The organism is Lentibacter sp. XHP0401 (assembly GCF_025751535.1).
Classification (GTDB): Bacteria; Pseudomonadota; Alphaproteobacteria; order Rhodobacterales; family Rhodobacteraceae; genus Lentibacter.
Genome location: NZ_JAOWLC010000006.1, coordinates 85999 through 105345, shown reverse-complemented (window position 1 = coordinate 105345; position 19347 = coordinate 85999). Strand labels below are relative to the sequence as shown.

18 protein-coding genes are annotated in these 19347 nt (G+C 52.5%); 10 read left to right on the top strand and 8 right to left on the bottom strand.

Annotated features, from left to right (window positions below; all coding sequences use genetic code 11):
- Window positions 1-17 precede the first annotated feature (17 nt).
- From OE750_RS09610 to OE750_RS09600, 3 genes are all read right to left on the bottom strand, one after another.
- Window positions 18-2540 carry a hypothetical protein gene (locus OE750_RS09610; protein WP_263763938.1) on the bottom strand — a complete coding sequence of 841 codons (2523 nt, stop codon included), beginning with the start codon at window positions 2538-2540 and terminating at the stop codon, window positions 18-20.
- A 129-nt stretch (window positions 2541-2669) separates the two neighbouring features.
- The gene (locus tag OE750_RS09605; protein WP_263763936.1) at window positions 2670-3950 is read right to left on the bottom strand and encodes an O-acetylhomoserine aminocarboxypropyltransferase/cysteine synthase family protein; all 1281 of its coding nucleotides are present in this window, start codon (window positions 3948-3950) and stop codon (window positions 2670-2672) included.
- A gap of 225 nt (window positions 3951-4175) precedes the next feature.
- Window positions 4176-5180: a hypothetical protein gene (locus tag OE750_RS09600; RefSeq protein ID WP_263763935.1), complete on the bottom strand. Its 1005-nt coding sequence runs from the start codon at window positions 5178-5180 to the stop codon at window positions 4176-4178.
- A 560-nt stretch (window positions 5181-5740) separates the two neighbouring features.
- Between OE750_RS09600 and OE750_RS09595 the strand changes: the two genes are divergently transcribed.
- The gene (locus tag OE750_RS09595; RefSeq protein ID WP_263763933.1) at window positions 5741-6427 is read left to right on the top strand and encodes a DUF4433 domain-containing protein; all 687 of its coding nucleotides are present in this window, start codon (window positions 5741-5743) and stop codon (window positions 6425-6427) included.
- Between the two features lie 2 nt (window positions 6428-6429).
- Window positions 6430-7467, top strand: a complete 1038-nt coding sequence (locus OE750_RS09590; RefSeq protein WP_263763931.1) for a macro domain-containing protein — start codon at window positions 6430-6432, stop codon at window positions 7465-7467.
- Between the two features lie 43 nt (window positions 7468-7510).
- Here OE750_RS09590 and OE750_RS09585 read toward each other — a convergent pair whose 3' ends face one another.
- On the bottom strand, window positions 7511-7720 hold the full coding sequence (locus OE750_RS09585) for a hypothetical protein (protein WP_263763929.1): 210 nt from the start codon (window positions 7718-7720) through the stop codon (window positions 7511-7513).
- A gap of 107 nt (window positions 7721-7827) precedes the next feature.
- Here OE750_RS09585 and OE750_RS09580 point away from each other — a divergent pair, with 107 nt between their 5' ends.
- Window positions 7828-8382 carry a recombinase family protein gene (locus OE750_RS09580; protein ID WP_263763928.1) on the top strand — a complete coding sequence of 185 codons (555 nt, stop codon included), beginning with the start codon at window positions 7828-7830 and terminating at the stop codon, window positions 8380-8382.
- A 53-nt stretch (window positions 8383-8435) separates the two neighbouring features.
- Here OE750_RS09580 and OE750_RS09575 read toward each other — a convergent pair whose 3' ends face one another.
- Together OE750_RS09575 and OE750_RS09570 are read right to left on the bottom strand one after the other, a co-directional pair.
- Window positions 8436-8840 carry a hypothetical protein gene (locus OE750_RS09575; RefSeq protein ID WP_263763926.1) on the bottom strand — a complete coding sequence of 135 codons (405 nt, stop codon included), beginning with the start codon at window positions 8838-8840 and terminating at the stop codon, window positions 8436-8438.
- A gap of 230 nt (window positions 8841-9070) precedes the next feature.
- Complete coding sequence (locus OE750_RS09570) at window positions 9071-10291, bottom strand: hypothetical protein (RefSeq protein ID WP_263763924.1); 1221 nt, start codon at window positions 10289-10291, stop codon at window positions 9071-9073.
- 162 nt (window positions 10292-10453) lie between these two features.
- Between OE750_RS09570 and OE750_RS09565 the strand changes: the two genes are divergently transcribed.
- Window positions 10454-10621, top strand: a complete 168-nt coding sequence (locus OE750_RS09565; RefSeq protein WP_263763922.1) for a hypothetical protein — start codon at window positions 10454-10456, stop codon at window positions 10619-10621.
- A 4-nt stretch (window positions 10622-10625) separates the two neighbouring features.
- Here OE750_RS09565 and OE750_RS09560 read toward each other — a convergent pair whose 3' ends face one another.
- Window positions 10626-10940 (bottom strand): hypothetical protein, encoded by a 315-nt coding sequence (locus tag OE750_RS09560; RefSeq protein ID WP_263763920.1) that lies wholly within the window; start codon window positions 10938-10940, stop codon window positions 10626-10628.
- Between the two features lie 84 nt (window positions 10941-11024).
- Window positions 11025-11243 carry a helix-turn-helix transcriptional regulator gene (locus OE750_RS09555; RefSeq protein WP_263763918.1) on the bottom strand — a complete coding sequence of 73 codons (219 nt, stop codon included), beginning with the start codon at window positions 11241-11243 and terminating at the stop codon, window positions 11025-11027.
- 89 nt (window positions 11244-11332) lie between these two features.
- On the opposite strand from OE750_RS09555, the gene OE750_RS09550 reads away from it, so the two are divergent.
- The 6 genes from OE750_RS09550 to OE750_RS09525 are packed head-to-tail and all read left to right on the top strand — an operon-like array spanning window position 11333 to window position 19214.
- Window positions 11333-11791: a helix-turn-helix domain-containing protein gene (locus OE750_RS09550; RefSeq protein ID WP_263763916.1), complete on the top strand. Its 459-nt coding sequence runs from the start codon at window positions 11333-11335 to the stop codon at window positions 11789-11791.
- Window positions 11788-13296 (top strand): type I restriction-modification system subunit M, encoded by a 1509-nt coding sequence (locus OE750_RS09545; RefSeq protein ID WP_263763914.1) that lies wholly within the window; start codon window positions 11788-11790, stop codon window positions 13294-13296. The genes OE750_RS09550 and OE750_RS09545 overlap by 4 nt, the downstream gene beginning before the upstream one ends.
- Entirely contained in the window at window positions 13286-14485 is a 1200-nt protein-coding gene (locus OE750_RS09540) for a restriction endonuclease subunit S (RefSeq protein WP_263763912.1), read from the top strand. The genes OE750_RS09545 and OE750_RS09540 overlap by 11 nt, the downstream gene beginning before the upstream one ends.
- A complete protein-coding gene (locus tag OE750_RS09535) occupies window positions 14485-15159 on the top strand; it encodes a hypothetical protein (protein WP_263763910.1) in 675 nt (224 codons plus the stop codon). The genes OE750_RS09540 and OE750_RS09535 overlap by 1 nt, the downstream gene beginning before the upstream one ends.
- Window positions 15160-15216: 57 nt before the next feature.
- On the top strand, window positions 15217-18489 hold the full coding sequence (locus tag OE750_RS09530) for a type I restriction endonuclease subunit R (protein WP_263763908.1): 3273 nt from the start codon (window positions 15217-15219) through the stop codon (window positions 18487-18489).
- Window positions 18486-19214: a M48 family metallopeptidase gene (locus OE750_RS09525; protein ID WP_263763906.1), complete on the top strand. Its 729-nt coding sequence runs from the start codon at window positions 18486-18488 to the stop codon at window positions 19212-19214. Before OE750_RS09530 ends, OE750_RS09525 begins: the two co-directional genes overlap by 4 nt.
- Window positions 19215-19347: the final 133 nt, after the last annotated feature.

Below are 19347 nucleotides of genomic sequence, written 5' to 3'. Positions count from 1 at the left end.
TTAACCTGATCTTCAGGTCAGCCTTTCGGCATCTTCAAAGTCACATCACGGCCGTTCTTCTGATAGCGCAGTTCGGTGTCGCCAATGGCCGAGACGCGACCCCCATCAATACGGTCACCGACAGCGACTTTGCGGTAGCGACCGTTAGACAATCTGACGAGTGCACGGCGGCTCGACGGCTTGCCGTAAACTCCGATCAGGTTCACCCGTCTGAGGTTGATTGCGTTGCGCACTGTGGCCTGTTTGGTAACCGAGGAGCGTGACGGAATGGCCGGTGCAACAGTGCGGGGCGCAACCGCTGCAACCTGCGTAACCTCTTCTTCTTGCTGGTTTCTTTCAGCCTGCTTGACGATGCGGTCAAAGTTGCGGGGGCGATCCTTGGGCTTCACGGAACGGGCTACAGCCTGTGGTGTAGCGTTCGGGTCAAGGTCGCGCGTGTCCGCGTTCGGAACCCTGATCACAACCGCTCCGGCCGTGGGCGGAACAGCTTGGGAAATCGCCTCTTCAATAGCGGCCTCTAGCTCGGCACTCGGGGCAGGATCAGGCTCCGCGCGGGGCACAGCGGCGGCAATTTCCGTGGCCGAAGGCGGGCGCAGCTTGGGTCGAATCGCAGCCAGTTCATTCAGGCTCAAACCGCCCAGATTGGCCCGCTCATTGGCCACTTCCAGCCCCTCAGGCCGCGCCTTGGGCCGAAATGCCGCAAGCGCGTTCGGAGCCTCTTCAACAGCCTCGGGAGCCTCACTTCTGTCAGGGTAAGACTTTGGAAAGTAAGGAGGTTTTCCTGCGAAGACCATGTGTCCTTCTGGCGAGATCGCGCCCTCTGGCGTGGCGATTACAAGACCGTTTTCGTTCAGTTCAAACTGTTGGCCCTGCGCAGAAGGATTGGCCTGTTCTCCAAGCCCACCATCAACCTGCTCAAGCGCCAAAGGTGGCAGCGCAATCGCATCTTGAGACCCGATTTCACTGTCAATCGAGGCGATGTAAAGGTCATCATCCCGCACCAGAGCGGGCGCGTCAGGCGCACTCGGTGGCAGGGTCCAAATGCCTGTAACTGCATAATTTTCCTGGGCTTCCTGAACTGTGATGGGGGAAACCGGCTGGACAGTTGCGCGCGCGTCGCCGTTTTCGACTATCCCCTCGGGCGTGCCCGAAAGGGATGCAAGCTCCAGCGGATTTTCGGGCAACATCGCCTCTTCACCCTCAATCTCGGTTTCATCAAGATCAGGCAGCGCAGTCGCTACATCGGTGCGCTCGCTGCCGAGGAAACGAGACAGCCCTTCGCCGACAAAAATGGAGGCCCAAGCGGCAACACCCAAAAGGAAAACGAGCAGAACTGCCGTTAAAATAAGCCCTAAAAACCGTGGTTTACCCATAACAGCAACGGGTGCTTCAAGCTTCTCGGGTTTGCGTGCGCCAAAGACCGTGAGGCGCTGCTTTTCGCTCTGGGAGGGCGGTACAATGTTAGGTGGGGGGGCAGGCAAAGGCGGCGTTGGGGAGTCGTTGTGTTTACGGGCCGCAGCAGGCGGGGGGGGGGCGATTTTGCCTGCGGGAGCTTTTGTATCTGAACTGCGCCGGCTAAAAAAAGACATGGCGCTTCGTTCAGCACCGGCAATAGGCGCCGGTGCGGCTTTGGGCATGGGCGGCGCAAGCGGCGCCTTTTCGGGTGTCTCGCTTTCAGACGCAGGCAGAGGAATAGTTGGCGCAACGGCACTGGGCTTTTGGCCCGTTTCATGACGTGTCACACCGGACAGCACAGGCGGTGCGCCGTCCCCGCCCTCACTGCGCCGCGATGAAAAAGCGGCGGCGGGAGGAGCCTGCTCTGGCTCAGGTTGCTTCGGTTCAGGTGCTTTGTTTTCAAGCATTTCAGGCGCTTTTTCAGGCGCGGAAAACTCGTCCGTTACGGGGGGGAGCACGGCAGCTTCGTTGTTTGATGTATCGTCTGATTTGGTCTCTGTGGGCGCTGTCGGGAAGGGCTTTGGCTCCGTAACAGGATCGGGCATCCGCGCCACACCCGTCACTTTGACCGCCTCATTGTCGCGTTCCACGGGGCTTTCAGCGGCGTAGCTTTCACATTTGCCGAAGAATGGTTCCCCCGAGAACTCTTCGGCCTCGGGTTGTGCTGCAAAATATACAAGGTCGAACCCGTTTTCACGGGCAAAGCCCTCGGCCTCACGCAGAGTTTCGCGCGCTACGGCGGCAACTGTGAGTTCACCGTGAGATTCGGACCAGTCATAAGACAACTCGTCGAGTGCGTAGGGAGTCGTCCCATCAAGCGCGGCGCGCACAGCAGATTCCTGCGCATCGCGTCCGCCTTCAGGTGCAGGCAGACGGATGTATTTTATCTGTTCAGATGGTAAAACCAGCTTTGCATTGAGCGCATCCGAAGTTAGCTCGCTTGCTGTTTTCTTCAACAAATTCAAAGCTTGAGGCAGATCAGGCACATCAAGAGGCACTTCTCCGACCCGGTCCCAACCGGTATCAGATCTGTGCAGAAGGCCGATGCCTTCAAAGGATAATGTCAGAGCAAAATTGGGTTTCATACAACCGCCTTAAAGCCGATCACAACGCTATTAGCTCTTATTATATCAATACCTTGATGAATAAAACAGACCAGATGCCGCCATGGCTGCGTCACGGCGACATCTGGCTAAATTACGCTTCTTTTGCGCTTATGCGCCGGCCTTGGCGAGCGCCTGCTCAAGGTCTGCAATCAGATCTTTTGGGTCTTCGATACCGATGGAAATACGTACGACACTTGGCCCGGCTCCTGCTGCTTCCTGTTGTTCAGCGGTCAGCTGGCGATGGGTCGTTGAGGCAGAATGGATCACAAGGCTGCGTGTGTCACCCAGATTGGCGACGTGACTGAAGATTTCGAGGTTGTCGACAAATTTGATGCAAGCGTCATACCCGCCCTTGAGCGCGATGGTGAACAGTCCGCCAGCCCCTTTAGGGCAAATTCGCTCGATCCGGTCGTAATATGGCGAGGATTTGAGGCCCGCGTAAGTCACGTAATCCACGGCGTCATGGCCTTCGAGCCAGCCCGCAATCTTTTCAGCGTTCTGCACATGGCGCTCCATGCGCAGGCTCAGGGTTTCGATACCCATAAGCGTGTAATGCGCAGCCTGCGGGTTCATCGTCATGCCAAGGTCACGCAGACCGATGGCGATGCCGTGGAAGGTGAAGGCCAATGCGCCAAAAGTCTCGTGGAACTTGAGGCCGTGATAAGCGGGCTCGGGCTCGGACAGCGAGGGAAATTTATCGGATGCCGACCAGTCAAACTTGCCGCTGTCAACAACGCAGCCGCCCATGACTGTTCCGTTACCTGTGAGGTATTTTGTGGTGGAGTGGACAACCAGCGTTGCGCCGTGCTCAATCGGGTTGCAGAGGTAAGGTGTGGCTGAGGTATTGTCGACAATGAGCGGGATGCCGGCTGCATCCGAGATGGCAGAAATTGCATCGAGGTCGGTGATGTAGCCGCCCGGATTTGCAATGGATTCACAGAAAACTGCGCGGGTGTCATCGTCGATGGCCGCTTTGACCGCGTCCAGATCATCAAAGTCAACAAACTTGGCCGACCAGCCGAAGCGTTTGATCGTTTGGCTGAACTGGGTGATCGTTCCGCCATAGAGCCTCGATGAGGCAACGATGTTGCGGCCAGGAGCCATTAGCGGGAAAAGGGCCATGAGCTGGGCGGCATGGCCTGACGAGCAGCAGACAGCACCTTGGCCACCCTCAAGTGTTGCAATGCGCTCGGCCAGAACGGCAACCGTGGGGTTGGTCAGGCGTGAATAAATGTAGCCGACTTCCTGCAAGTTAAAGAGGGCGGCTGCGTGGTCGGCATCACGAAAAACATAAGCTGTTGTCTGGTAGATTGGTGTTTGTCGTGCGCCTGTTGCAGGATCTGGCACTGCGCCTGCGTGAATTTGAAGGGTGTCGAATCCGTAAGCCATTTTGGCCTCCCATTTGTGTGTTTGAACGCAGATTAGGCAATGTTCAGCGCGCCCACAACTGCGGGTATTTCATGAAGAACATGCGCGCTGATAAAGCGCGCTGCGCAGAACGGTTGTGCGCCTCTGTGCGCCGTCCAGAGAAAAACGTTACCGCGCTTTGAGGTAGATCTGGTGCAGAGCAGAGCCAACCCCGCCGACAAGATACATCACAATCGTAAGCCTCGGTCATCGCATCCAGAAGCCTTCGCGTTTGATGCGGTTGCGGATCGCTTGTTCCTTGCGTGGTAAATCGTTCTGGTCAAATAAATCACGCACTTTATGGCCTCGGCCTTGATAGACCATGCGTTTGATCGGGTTGTAGGCTTTGAGGGCTTTCTTGATCTTGTTGGGCGCGCAGACTTGTTCCAGTGCCTCTACAACGTGGTCGGCCTCGCGTGCGTAGAGCATTGGAAAAAGACGATAGTGACAACTCACAGCACCGTCCAAATAGCCGTCTTGCAGAGTGTTACGGCCGCCCCCCAGTGCATGAATGACAAGGGGGAGGGCAACTTGATCAAGCCACGGGTCCATGGGTTGACAGACAAGCTCGCGGGGAGCGTCATCGCGTATTGCCAAGGCGTATTGCAGAAACTTTTCGCCAAATTCATGCGGACATTTATGGTAGAAATAGCCTGCGTTGAAATAGAGATAGCGCCGCCAGTATTCATCAGGCTGCGACATGTCGAGCGAGCTTTCATAATCCAGCCCGAACTTGTCATAGAGTGATTTCCAGATCTGGCCATAGCCCGGACCGTATAGCTCAAGAGTGGGCCACGTGCCTTCACGCTTCAGCGAGGCCGAGGGCTTGTTGAAATCAAACGGCACTGAGGCGAGATCACCGGTGATCAGTGTGTCTGTGTCAAAGAATACGAACGGCTCACCCTTTGGCAATGCCATGAGCGCTTCGATCTTGTTTCCGTAGGCGTATGCATTTCCGAAGGCCTTGCTTTCAAACGGTATGATCTCGACTTCGAGTGCATTGAGCGCTTCGAGCACGAGAGCATCATCCATGCGAGGATCACGAGGCCAAAGCGGGCCGGGCTGCGGTTCGGCTATGATAACGCGGCCTTTGAAATCTGGGCTGAATTCGCGCAACGAGGCGACGAATAGCAGCGCCTCATATTGCAATCGCCCTGCTTGACCGACTACGAAAACATTGAAATTTTGAGGTTTCTTCGGTTTTCTGGCCATGGGATTTGCTCGGATCTCGCTATTTTGTTGCCACTATAGATACAATCTTGTGCGCCTTCCAAGGGTATTGGAGGGATTTGGAAACAATAACCCTAAAAGTAGAGGGCAATAGTCTCTCTCTCGCGGGGGTGGTCATGTTTGTAAGTGGTGGGCGACCCTGGAATCGAATTCACCATAAGCTCTAATACTCGCAATTATCCTTATTTTCGAAGGATTTTTGAGAGGTGGTCTATGGATGTTTTTCTTATATGTATCGAAAAAGTGACTGAATGTATCGAAACCAGAAGGGTGGTATCGATGTTTTGTCAGAAACGGCCCGTTTCAGGTCTAGTGATAAATTCATAAGTATTCGGTAGTGACGGGAGTGCGTCATGACCGAAAGTGAATGATTGTCACCATTTAGGTGTAGCAAATTGGTCCGCATCCGCGACCGCCGCACCAATTGGCGAAGCGGTTTGCGGCTGCGCTGGCACAGATGCAGTCGCCGTGTTAATCAACAGATAAGTTATCCCTGAAATAATTGGACCGTTGCATTGTCACCATCTCGTTTCCTTTTTCGTATGACGCATCACCAGAATTTGCAGGCATATTTGTCTTCTGGTCGTTTGTTTGCGAAGAATAATCCGAATGTTCAAGCGGGTTACCGCATCTCTTTCGATGACATTGTGGCCCGACGCGGTTCGTCAGAGTTCACGACACCATGCGGTTCAAACGTGAATGACTTCGTACCGTTCTACTTTTCCCCTTGCACGAAAATGGCATACTCGATCCATATCGGAAATGTGCCTCTCAAGGCACCAGACGGGCAGAACCTTGGAATTGCAACAATGGACGATGTGGCATACCTTGTGGTGGAACCAGCAGCATTGTTCGGCTCTGGACGGACGTGTTGGTATACCGACATCGCCTGCAACTCAGGTCTTCCCGCAACCTACAACAACAACCATGATGAACTGGAAACGCACGTTGACTGGAGTCTTTTCGACGACAACCCGAAGATGGGTCGCATTCCAGAAATCGGCTATGCTGGCGTATGTCGCTGGCAACATGACCGTGACTACCCTGTCGAACATCAAATGCGCAGTAAGAAGCGCATGGCAGAGTTCATGGTGCAGGATCATTTGCAGATGAATGAAGTTTCGTGCATCGTGTTGAAGAGCGATACGCACTTGGAGGAGGTCGAGGCTTGGGTTAAGGCATCGAACACACAAATACCTGTGTACGTGAAACCTGGGTGTTACTTTTAGTCATGACCATCGAATACAAAAACGGCGATATGTTTGAAGCGCCCACCGAGGCCATTGTGAACACCGTGAACTGCGTCGGTGTGATGGGGAAAGGTGTAGCCTTAGAGTTCAAACGCCGCTGGCCTGACAACTTCAAAGCCTATAAGAGCCTGTGCGACGACAATAAGCTGTCCCCAGGGCAAATGTTCGTGTTCGACAACAACGATTTTCTCGACGATGGCAAGCATAGGTTCCTGATCAATTTTCCAACGAAGCAGCACTGGCGTTCGCGGTCAAAGATTGAATACGTCAAAGATGGCCTTGTGGACTTCATCGATCAAATACGCGAATTGGGTATAAAATCTGTAGCGATACCACCACTCGGATGCGGTAACGGAGGTCTCGACTGGGCTGACGTTAGGCCGCTTATCGAACAGGCAGCATCACAGCTACCTGACGTGCATTTCGTCATCTTCGGACCAGCAGATCAGTCAGCACAACCTGAGCAAGCACATGTTCCCAATGATCTAACTACGGGTCGTGCCTCCATGATGGTCGCGTTCGCCGAACTTGAAAAATTCTTCGGTGGGCATCTCACGAGGCTAACTGCGCAAAAGATCGCGTACTTCTTACAAGTGCTTGGCATTGACTTCGGTCTTCAGTTTTCAAAGCAGCAATACGGACCATATTCCGTGACTCTACATGAAGCATTCAAGGCGATGGAAGCGAAGCACTACATCTGTGGCTATACCAGCGAAGACCGCGAAGTCGTTGTGACATCCGGAACGTACGCTGCGGCTGATGAGTATCTGAGATCAAATGATGTGGGTGTGTCCGACGCCATCAAGAAACTTTCACTTCTCATCGAAGGTTATGAAAGTCCGTATGGTATGGAACTTTTGGCAAGTGTGCACTTCTTGTCGGTCACTGAAGGCATTACGACTCAGCCTGATATGTCACGCGCATTAGAAGCTTGGAACGACCACAAACGTGCCAGCTTCCCTGAACCAGCAGTAACGGCTGCGTTGGAACGCTTGAAGGAAGATGGGTTCATCAACTGACAAGTCAGTGTGATGTCTACTACTTTCATGAAAGATGTTGCCGTTACGTATAACTGTCACCGCGAATACGAGGCTTGAGTGAAACGCCAGCTTCAGCATAAATTTTTTGGGCAAATGTGAAAGCAATTGCACTTGGGTCAACGTTTCCTGTGATCGACGGCTCAACAGATATATCCTTAACCATGATTGGCAACTTGTCGCGCTTGAGGCACTTCTCGATATCGGTCGTTGGCGATGCTCGAAACCCGGCCAAGATGAAACACCTGACATCCAATGTTTGTGCTTCTCGTAACCCTTGCTCGAAATTTACCCTCGATCCCTTTATGATCTGATGAGTTTCAAGAATGACAGGGGGATGCGATGCTGATTGGATACGCGAGAGTTTCGACCGCTACCCAAAATCTTGATGGCCAGATCGATCAACTGGCACGAGCGGGGTGTGAACGCATTTTTCAAGAAGTCGCATCTGGGGCGAAAGCGGATCGCTCCACGTTGAAGGAAGCCCTCGAATTCTGCCGCACAGGCGATACCTTCGTTTGCCTTAGCCTTAGCCGTGTGGCGAGATCGGTATCCCACTTGATCAAGATCGTGACTGATTTTGAAGAGCGGGGCATAGGTTTCAAGTCGCTGACTGAGGCTATCGATACCACAACACCGACAGGTAAGATGTTATTCACGGTGATGGCGGCCTGTGCGCAACTGGAGCGTGATACACTCATTGAGCGGACCAATATCGGACTTGCAGCAGCGCGGAGTCGAGGTCGCGTTGGTGGTCGTCCACGCAAAATGACGGATCAGCAGATTAGTGGCGCTAAGGCGATGTTCAAGGCCGGAACACCTGCCATCGACATTGCGGCTGCGTTTGGAATCTCGGTACCAACGCTATACCGAACACTGCCAGCCAGTCAGCGATAGGCTGCTAATTCCGACCAGTTCGGCCACGTTACCATCGGGTGCCAATATTGCAGTCAGCGGTTCCGTCGAGATGCAACTGGAAGCTCTTCACCAAAATACATGCTCAGAAATTTCATCATGTTGAACGGCTTTGGATTTGGCCGACGCAGTCCTGTATCGTCGAGCATTGCTTTTTCGGCGTGTTGGTATACGTCAATGTGTTGCTTGAGCCTGTTGGCCACGCCAGGGCTACCAGTGTAGATTTCGTACGCTGCAACCAGATATGGCTCCAACAGTTCTTCAAATTTGTCGTCTGCCAGCTTTGCTGCGCGTCGGTCAAACGTTTCCGCTTCATTGAACGGTGGTAATCCAGAAGCATCGCGTGACTTGTTCTCACGAGATACCTCTTCCCGTAGTTTTTGAAGTTCGGCTTTGGTAGGTTCGATGTTCGTGATTGTTGGCTGATGTTTGCGTGGCATCGCTGTCTCCAAGTTGATGTTCGTTCAACTCTATTTATGAATGCAGCGCAAAAGAACCGATGGTAGGCCAACAAATGCAGGTCTGGATTATGTAACACACACGCTCTCCGTTCGCTGCATTTACTTACAGCGTGTTTTGGCGTTGATGCTCAATTAACCTGCGTTTTTAGCGGGGAGACGAGATATTTTATTCCAATTTTGAGCAAGTCTAAAAAGGTCTTCTCTAATCGCTAGTCTGGTGGTTCTAACAGGGCCAACTCTGAGTCTGACGCACTCATGAAGCCAACGAAATCAATTACTTCAAAGAAATTCCATCTTACCCAGTTACAATGTAAGAGCAAGACTGCACTGAACTTGTCTATGAACTGAGCGCGGTAATTTGGCAGGGATTTGATACCAGCCAAGATATCTATACCGTTGGACATCCACTGATGAATGAACTTCTCAGCATAACTCAACTTTGACCAGTTCTTCTTGATCCATTGTAATCGGTTTTCTCGTTCGAGGTATTTTACACGATCTTGGTCGATGACTATACCGCTGACTGATATGGATTTCCCAAAAGAGAAATTTCGGTTTCTTCTGTCCCAAGTGCTATCGATCTGGACGAATTCTAAAGCAGCGTCAGCAGATTGATCTCCGAAGGACAATTCAACTTTCTCCATGCACATGTATTCTAGGTACCCTTGAGCGCCACCTACCATGGTGCCGCACTCCAACACAGTATGATCTCTGGTGCGACGTGCACAAACCCTATTGCTGCCAGGAAACTCTTTGGCAAAGAGGTTCCGTAGCTCTACTCGCGTCATCCACGGATCGAACAGCAAAAAATGGATATGGAGCATCACGTGCCGAGTGTGAGGTAATGCAGCGTTGAAAACGCCAAAGGGGAGATCGATATCTGGAAACTCCGATGGCAGATCATCAGCATATTTTGATACAATGTCAAATTTTCCTCGTGCAATGGCTCCATCGGTCAATTTGTTTAACACTTTCCGTAGCTTCAAAAGATACCGCTCTTTGGTTTCTTTGAGATCATCGTCGAAAGAGACAAGGCATAGATTAACCGTGAAGCAATGTAGCATCGCTGTAGGCAAGCCCTCAAACGCGTCCATCATACGTTGCCCGCCGCGTACACGATATTCTTTAGATTTTGAACTGGTGGTTGTTGCTTGGGCTTTGCCCAGTGGTTTCAACTGTTTGGTTTTCTTTCTGACTGCTTTGGATTGTTTTGCGTTAGAGCAAGTGGGGCAGTGCTTTGAGTTGCATCGATAGGCTGGTTTGCATCGGCCAACTCGGTTTAGGATCGGCTGAATCCACTGTGCATTTTCAGGTGTAAGCGCCTGCTGTAAGTGTTCAAGAATGGCAACCTTTTGTTGGTATACCGTGCCACTATGAATACTTTCACTTCGGCGTCTTTTCTGAAGTGTCTTCTTTGATAATCTCGACATTACTTGTTCCTTTCGGACCAACAAAATGAGGCCCGTAAAGGTATCTAGGTAAATCGCCCGTCGAAATGCTCACGTTTAGCAAAATAAATACTGGCCAGAATAACTGTGCCCATCGGGATGACCCCTGGTGCTAAATACAGTTAGACAATCGGAGGACGCGAGATGGATAGAAAAAAGGTCACAGTCAAAGGTGTTGATACAGAAGCTTGGGATATCCTTTTGCATCTTCGTCAGGTTGAACAAAGATTCTGTGGTGCGATCCTATCCGACTGCATTCGTGAATATTATGCATGTGAGTATGATGAAGATGGTGATGAAGGTCAGGGATGACCGTTCAGTTGCCATCCACAACGACCCAAAGACCGTCGCGCCCGCTGACGCCAGCCCAATCCAGCTTTTGGTCTTCAAGAAAGGCTCGGACGTTATCATCCAATTCCCCGTTGGCGTACTGGCATTTGTTACCCACTCGGGAGAAAGTGATCCCGAAAATTTCTGCGTTGGTTTGCCCGTCAGCCATAGTTTGGCAAATCGATTGTGACTCCCGAAGATCGGCCAGGATTACGTTTGGGTCTTTGTATTTCGGATCACTGTCAGCAATAGCCGTGGTGCCGAACAAGGCCAAATATGCCGTGATTTGAATGATTTTCATTTGTGTCTCCCAGTGTGAGTAATCGTTTTTTTCGGGGCAACCGCCAAACATAGTGCTACGGCATATGGTAACGTTCACCAGTTTTCAGTTTTGCTGCGCCACATCGGTATCGTGATCGACCCTGACCAATTCCTGTATGCTGACAGCCCCGTTCGTGGCATCGACGATTGCCCGAAGCGTTCTGCGGGATGGAATGTTAATACCATCTCGTGCCCTCATTACCGTTGGAGCACTAACGCCGCAGCGGTCACCGAAAGCTTTCAGGCTAAGTTTGTTCTGATCGAGGTAATCCTTGAGTGTCATAAGGCCATTACCTATCATGTAACAAATGATTCGTCACAGGTAATTTGCATGTTTGTTGCATCTTCTTCCAAATCGTTACACGATATGAAATGGCCAAACTTTCAAGCGATTCAACGAAACACCTTTTTGACCGCATCCGAACTGCTCGGGAGCGGTCTGATATGAGTATGGATGATGCCGCTAAAGCCTTGGGTGTCAGTCGTGTACAGATTTGGCGGCTGGAGCATAAATCCGAAACTGTAAGTGCCGAACGTCTGTTTGAATTGGCAGACCTGTACGGCGTTGATCCCCGAAAGCTTCTTCAAGGTGATGACGCGCTACCCGCACACCATGCTCACTACCGTCGTATTGCAGAAATCGTGGCCATGGTGGAACAACAGGCACAAGCTCTCGATGTGCGTCCTGCCCCAGAACTGGTAGGGGAGGCCGTTGTCGAAATCCTTCAACAAGAAGCCACCCAGCCGACCGAGGTTAAGTCGAACCCATTTGATCCCTCCCAATACCAAGGCTTGATCACTCTTTTATTCAAACAGGCAGCACATAAATGACCCAAGTTTCCCAATCCGAAATCAACAATGCGGCGTGGTCGGCGTGTGATACCTTCCGTGGTGTGGTCGATCCATCGATCTACAAAGACTACGTACTCACCATGCTCTTCCTGAAATACATCTCTGATGTTTGGAAAGACCATCTCGCCACGTATCAGGCGGAACACCCTGACAGCCCAGAACTGGTCGCTGCGATGATGCAGCAGGAGTCGTTCGTGCTACCACCCGATGCCAGCTTCCACACGCTGCACAAGCGTCGCCATGAGGCTGGTAACGGTGAACGCATCGACAAGGCCCTCCATGCCATCCAAGAGGCCAACGGCAACAAGCTGGATCAGGTGTTCCAAGACATCCACTTCAACAGCACCAAGCTGGGGGATGAGGAACAGAAAAACGACCTGCTGCGCCACCTGCTAGAGGACTTCGCCAAGCCCGCGTTGGACCTGCGTCCGTCCCGTGTGGGGCAGTTGGACATCATCGGTGGGGCTTATGAGTATCTGATCAAACACTTCGCGGCGACAGCGGGCAAAACGGCTGGCGAGTTCTATACACCACCCGAAGTGTCCGACCTGATGGCGCGTCTGGCCGATCCTCAAGAAGGGGATGACATCTGTGATCCAACCTGCGGGTCCGCGTCGCTGCTGATGAAATGCGGGCGTCAGATACGCAACAAGACGGGGACCAAACGTTACGCTCTCTACGGGCAGGAATCCATCGGGTCCACATGGGCGTTGGCCAAGATGAACCTGTTCCTGCACGGCGAAGAAAACCACGAAGTCCTCTGGGGTGATACCATCCGCAACCCGAAGCTCCGGGTGAAGGAAGATGCGCTGCGGCACTTCGATGTGGTCGTCGCCAACCCGCCGTTCTCTCTGGACAAATGGGGGACTGCGACCGCAGAGGCTGATACATTCGGACGCTTCCGTCGTGGTATCCCGCCCAAGACCAAGGGCGACTATGCGTTCATCCTGCACATGATCGAGACGCTGAAACCCAAGACGGGCCGTGCCGTGGTCGTCGTTCCCCATGGTGTTCTGTTCCGTGGATCGACCGAGGGGAAAATCCGTCAGAAGCTGATTGAGGAGAACCTGCTGGATGCGGTGATCGGCCTGCCCGAAAAACTGTTCTTTGGGACTGGCATCCCTGCCGCGCTGTTGGTGTTCCGCAAACACAAGGCGGACGACTCGGTGCTGTTCATCGATGCCAGCCGAGAGTTTGCATCAGGCAGCAACCAGAACGCGCTGGAACCGTCCAACATCGACAAGATCATGCAGACATTCACGGATCGCGCATCGGTGGAGAAGTACGCCTATCGTGCAACGCAGGCCGAGATCGCTGAGAACGACTTCAACCTGAACATACCACGATATGTGGACACGTTTGAAGAGGAAGACGAGATTGATCTGATGGCGGTGCGGGCCGAACGGGTAAAGTTGAAAGACGATCTAGCCGAATTAGAAACCCGCATGGCAGGGTATTTGCAGGAGCTTGGTTATGGTTCCTGAGGGGTGGAGCAAAGCCAGTCTTGGGGATGTGGTGAACTACAAAAAAGGGTTCGCCTTCGATTCATCCGACTACTCTGAAAATGGTGTGCGGGTCATTCGCATTTCCGATACAACACGAGACGGTTTGCACTCAAACAATCCGAAGTATGTTGCTGAAGACAGGGCGGATGGCTTTAGTGATTGGCAATTATTTGGTGGGGACATCATTGTAAGCACTGTGGGGTCCCGACCACATCTTCTGGACTCAATGGTTGGCAAGGCAGTTCGTATACCAGCGAACTTCAAAGGCAGTCTTTTGAACCAGAACTTAGTGAAACTGGCCCCAAAAAAAGATCGAGTCATATCTGAAATTTTGTATCCTCACCTAAAGGACAATCGGTTCATCACCTTCATTTCGGGTCTGGTGCGAGGCAATGCCAATCAAGTCTCGATAACCCTCAAAGAGCTATTCACGTTCCCTATACTTCTCCCCCCACTCCCCGAACAACAAAAGATCGCGGATATCCTCTCGACGTGGGATCAGGCCATTGAAAAGACCGAGGCCCTGCTGAGCAACGCCCGCACCCAAAAACGCGCCCTCATGCAGCAACTCCTCACAGGCAAACGCCGCTTCCCCGTGTTCGAAGGTCAGCCATGGAATAGTGGAAAGCTGGTGGATCACTTCGATTTCATAAATGGTCGTGCGTTCAAACCAGATGATTGGGGTGATGTGGGTTTTCCTATCATCAGGATACAAAACCTCACGGGTTCAACTGACGCGATCAACTACTATGATGGTGTGGTGGACGAAAAGCACACGATCCGAAGTGGTGATTTCCTTTTGTCGTGGTCAGCGACACTCGACACATTCATCTGGACTGGGCCTGTGGCTGTGTTGAACCAACATATTTTTAAGGTCGTGCCGAAGTCGGACACACTAAAGATGTTTGGTTTTCACCTGATAACACACGAAATCGGCAAACTTGTTTCAAAGGTTCACGGGACCAGTATGAAACACATCACCAAGAAAGACCTCGCGAAGATTGAGTCATTCTTTCCAAGCTTGGCCGAGCAGGAAAAGATCACAGAGACACTGGATGATGCGGATCGGTTTGTGAATGACGTGCAAGCCGATCTCACCAAACTCCGCACCGAGAAGAAGGCCCTGATGCAGCAGCTTCTCACGGGGAAGCGGCGGGTAGTGGTCTAATGGACGGAGCCTCCCTCAGTTTAATCAAACTCTTATTTTATGCCCTCATCGCTTTGGCGATCTGGTTCTTTTTTTATCGCGAGACCGAAGAGCAAAAAGAACAGAAGCGATTGGAGCAAGAGCGGCGTACCAAAGAACTGGAGCGTTTGACCAAGGAGCGGGCCGAGCAAGAGGAATTAGATCGGCAGCATCGGGAGGCACAGCGGCTTGAGCGGGAACGTAAGAAAGCCGATGCAGAAAAAGAATTTGACAGCCTCGTCTCCAAAGGTATGCCCAATTCAGTTGCCAAAGCGCATAGAGACTACAAATCTGAAAACCCATTACCACGCGGCCAAAGTTGGTATGGTGAGGATGTCTCCCCGCTTACCTTCTACGGCTACCGCGTCGGAAAAACCCGTGGGCTTCGTCAAAGTGAGCGCCGCGAAATCATCCGCTATGTAATGCGGGCACGACTAACCGACCCATTGGCCAAGACCTATCAAACAAGCTGGGGGCGACCGCTAACGCGCCAACGCCGCAACGCCATCATACACCATATCGACAAGCTTGCTGCTCAACGCGGTACACGCATTGGGTATGAAGTGGCCGTTGCTGAATGGACCGCCGACGGTGAATGGGCGGCTGGAATTATGGATGAAGAAACAAAGAAGTTCAGCCAATATGCTTTCAAATAGCTGCTCGGTTATATTTTCACGGCACCTTGCCAAAGTTGCACTGCATTGGAGTGTTGTATGACTCACACCCCCGACACCCGCGAAGAAGCAGCATCAAAGCTACCCGCTTTGCACGTCCTCATGGTCATGGGCTGGACCTATCTGCCGCCTGCCGATGCACTGGCAATGCGTGGGTCTGAACGGTCGGTATTACTGGACCCTGTGTTGCGCGAGTGGTTGGCCGCGCATCGGTTTGACTTCAAGGGACAGCAACATCCGTTGTCGGGTAGTGGTATCAATCAGGTGATCAAGGCGATCACTACCACCAAGCTGAACGAAGGTCTGATCGCGGCGAATGAAGCGATCTACAAGCAGTTGACGCTTGGCATCACGGTTGACGAGTTTGTGGAGGGCCACAAGACATCCGTTACCGTCCCGTTGGTTGATTGGGCCAACGTGGATGCGAACCTGTTCCATGTTACCGAAGAACTCAGCGTGGAACGCCCCGCTGGGAAGAGACAGTATCGGCCCGATGTCGTGTGCTACGTGAACGGCCTGCCGCTGGTGGTAATCGAGGCAAAGCGACCCACGTCGTCGTCAGTAGAGAAGTCCATGGTTGCCGAAGGGATCAGTCAGCACAATCGAAACCAGAAGAATCAGGGCATCCAGACACTCTATGCGTATTCGCAACTGCTGCTGTCGATCTCGGGCACCGATGCCAAGTACGGCACGACCGAAACGCCGAAAAAGTTCTGGGGGGCGTGGAAAGAGGAAGAAATTTCTGAGGCTCAGATGCAGGATGTGAAATCCACACCGCTGAGCGAGGATCAGAAGGCCCTGCTGTTTGCCGACAAACCGCGCTGGGCTAGGAATGACTTTGAGCGCCTGCACAGCGGCCTTGTGCTGCCCACTGAGCAGGATCGCATGATCATCAGCCTGCTTAGGCCCGACAGGCTGCTCGACTTCACCAGGCGCTTCATTTTCTACGACCGTGGCACCAAAAAGATCGTAGCGCGATACCAGCAGTTCGGTGGTGTCAAAGCGATCCTGTCACAGGTGGCCAAGCAAAAGCCCGATGGTCGTCGCGAAGGCGGCGTGATCTGGCACACCACTGGGTCAGGCAAGTCGAACTTGATGGTATTGCTTACCAAAGCACTGTTGCTCGATCCCGAGCTTGCCAGCAGCCGTATCATCATCGTCACCGACCGCGTTGACCTTGAGAAGCAACTAGCTGCGACGTTCCTGACAGGCGGTGCATTCGGATCGGTCGTTGCGACTAAGAAGGACGGTGAGAAGGCCAAGGTGCAGTCGGGTCGTGATCTGGCGAAGCAGATCGGATCGGGGAACGGTCGGATCATCTTCACGCTGCTACAAAAATTCAATTCAGCCACCAAAATGCCCGAGTGCAAGAATACGTCAGACAAGTTGATCGTGCTGGTTGATGAAGGTCACCGTAGCCAAGGTGGCGAAAATCATGAAAGAATGCGGCAGGCTTTGCCGAACGCGGCGTTCATCGCCTTCACTGGCACACCGTTGTTGAAAGAAGACAAGACCCGTAACAAGTTCGGTCCTATCCTTCATGCTTATACCATGCAGGATGCCGTTGAAGACGGTGCGGTCACCCCGTTGGTTTATGAAGAACGCAAGCCCATCGTTGATATCAACGAACGTGCTGTCGATGTTTGGTTCGAACAAAGAACCGAAGGTCTGTCCGAACAGCAGCTTTCCGATCTAAAGCAGAAATATGCGACCCGTGGGCAAGTCTACAAAGCTGAGCGTCGTATCGAACTCATCGCACGGGATATAGCCAAACACTTCAAGCAAAACTTCATTGATCAAAGTCCTGGCCTCAAGGCGCAGCTTGCCACCGACAGTAAATTGTCGGCGATCAGATACAAGAAAGCACTGGATGATACTGGTATGGTCACCAGTGCCGTTGTGATATCGGCACCCGATACCCGTGAAGGCCATGATGACACCGATGAGGCCAAGACACCCGAAGTGCAAACATGGTGGAACCAAACCGTCGGCAATGACCCTGATGCGTATGAGAACGATGTCATCGCTGGCTTTGCTACAGACGGTGCGCCTGACATCCTGATCGTCGTGGACAAGCTGCTGACGGGCTTTGATGAGCCGCGCAACGCTGTCCTCTACATCGACAAGCACCTCAAAAGCCATAACTTGCTGCAAGCCATCGCACGGGTGAACCGCCTGCATGAGGCCAAACAGTTCGGCTATCTGATCGACTACCGTGGTATCTTGGCCGAACTGGACACATCCATTCAGGATTACCAAGACCTCGCGGCACAGACCCAGAACGGGTATGAGGTTGATGATCTGGTTGGCACGTTCTCCAACGTCTCGACAGAATACAAACGCCTGCCAAGCCTGCATGATGCCCTATGGGCGATCTTTGGGTCCGTTCAAAACAAAGGGGACCGTGAGCAGCTTCGCCGCGTGTTGGTGCCAAGAGTCACAGAGGATGAGGCAGGCCACAGCTTCGATCAGGCTCAGAAGGTGCGCGAAGACTTCTACGACGCGCTTACGGCATTTGGCATGTGCCTGAAGCTGGCCCTGTCATCCCGCACCTTCTTTGAAGATGGTGCATTCGATGAGAAGACGATCCAGCGTTACAAACGCGATTTGCGGTTCTTCACAGAACTGCGTGTGCAGGCCAAGCGCGATGCTGGTGAGACTGTCGATTTTTCGGCATACGAAGACCAGATCAGGCGCATGGTTGATAAGCAGGTCAACGGTATCGAAATCATTGATCCCGAGGGCTTTATACGAGTTGATACGCTTGGACAGGATGATTGCCCCGATGATTGGACGGACGAGAAGACCCGCACCGAAGCCGATGTCATCAAAACCCGTCTTCGCAAAACCATCGAGCAAGACCTGATCGATGATCCCTATGCCCAACGTGTGTTTTCAGAACTGCTGAAAGAAGCGATCCAAGCCGCCGAGGCGATGTTCGATCATCCTGGTAAGCAATACACTATGTTCAAAGACCTTGAAGAACAGGTTGCTGAGCGCAACACGCCTGGTGTCCCAGATCGTTTCACTGATCAGCCACGTGCTAAAGCTTACTACGGGCTACTGCTTGATCATTTGAACGGAACGAATCCAACCGAGGACAAGCTTGTCGAGGAAGCACTGTATATCGAGTCTGTGGTAATAGATGCGGTGCAGTCCCATTCGATTAGTCCAGGAAACCTAGAGGCCGCGATCAAGAAAAGCCTGCTGGTGCGGTATTTCAACCTGCTTGGCGGCACCGATGCGGCATACGCGCTGATTGATCAGGTTCTCGCCGTTGTCCGTGCTGGATCAGTGAGAAACTCTCAGTGACCCAGTTTGTGCTGGTATATGGGGATGACCGTATCCCGTATCAGGTGGCCTATGACGACGCCCGCACATCCCGTGTAGCAATCCACGTGAATCCTGATGGCTCTGTGTCTGTCGATGCTCCCAAAGGCTTCGATGACAGCAGCATCAAAAGCGCCGTTCAGAAACGTGCCAAGTGGGTGGCCAACCATGTCCAAGAGGCCCGAGAACGCTATGTCCATGTTCGACCCAAGGGGTATGTGTCTGGTGAGCAAGTCCTGTATCTCGGTCGTCGCTATATGCTCAAGGTCATCCCCGTTACGGGTAAGCCAGCAGCGGTCCGCCTCATAGGCAACCGACTTGAAGTCCAATCCGCGACTGGAACACCTGACGACATAAGGGGACGTGTTAGAGCTTGGTACCGCGTCAAAGGTCGTGACTACCTTGCCCGACGGATCGACAGCCTGTCCCAATCGCTGCCGTGGGTCACTGCTCCACCGCCGTTTCGCTTGCTTGAAATGTCACGCCAGTGGGGAAGTTGTTCGCCAGCGGGCGAAGTCATCCTAAATTCGCATCTGATCAAAGCACCCCGTGCGTGTATCGACTACGTGCTGGTTCATGAGCTTGCTCATCTCAAATACCACGATCATGGACCGAATTTCTGGAAGTTGATCGACGCCCACGCCGGAGACTGGCGTAAGGCCAAGCATCATCTGGATGGATTGGTCGAGCATCTCATAAGCGAATGACGCAAAATGATATGATAAGTTACCAGCACCTATGCTGGTCTAGTCCGGTGTCATTCTATAGGAGAAGCGTCCCAATAGTGAGTAGGTTTTGTTCCAATAAGGGCATCTGAAATTTTACAAATGCCCTTATTTT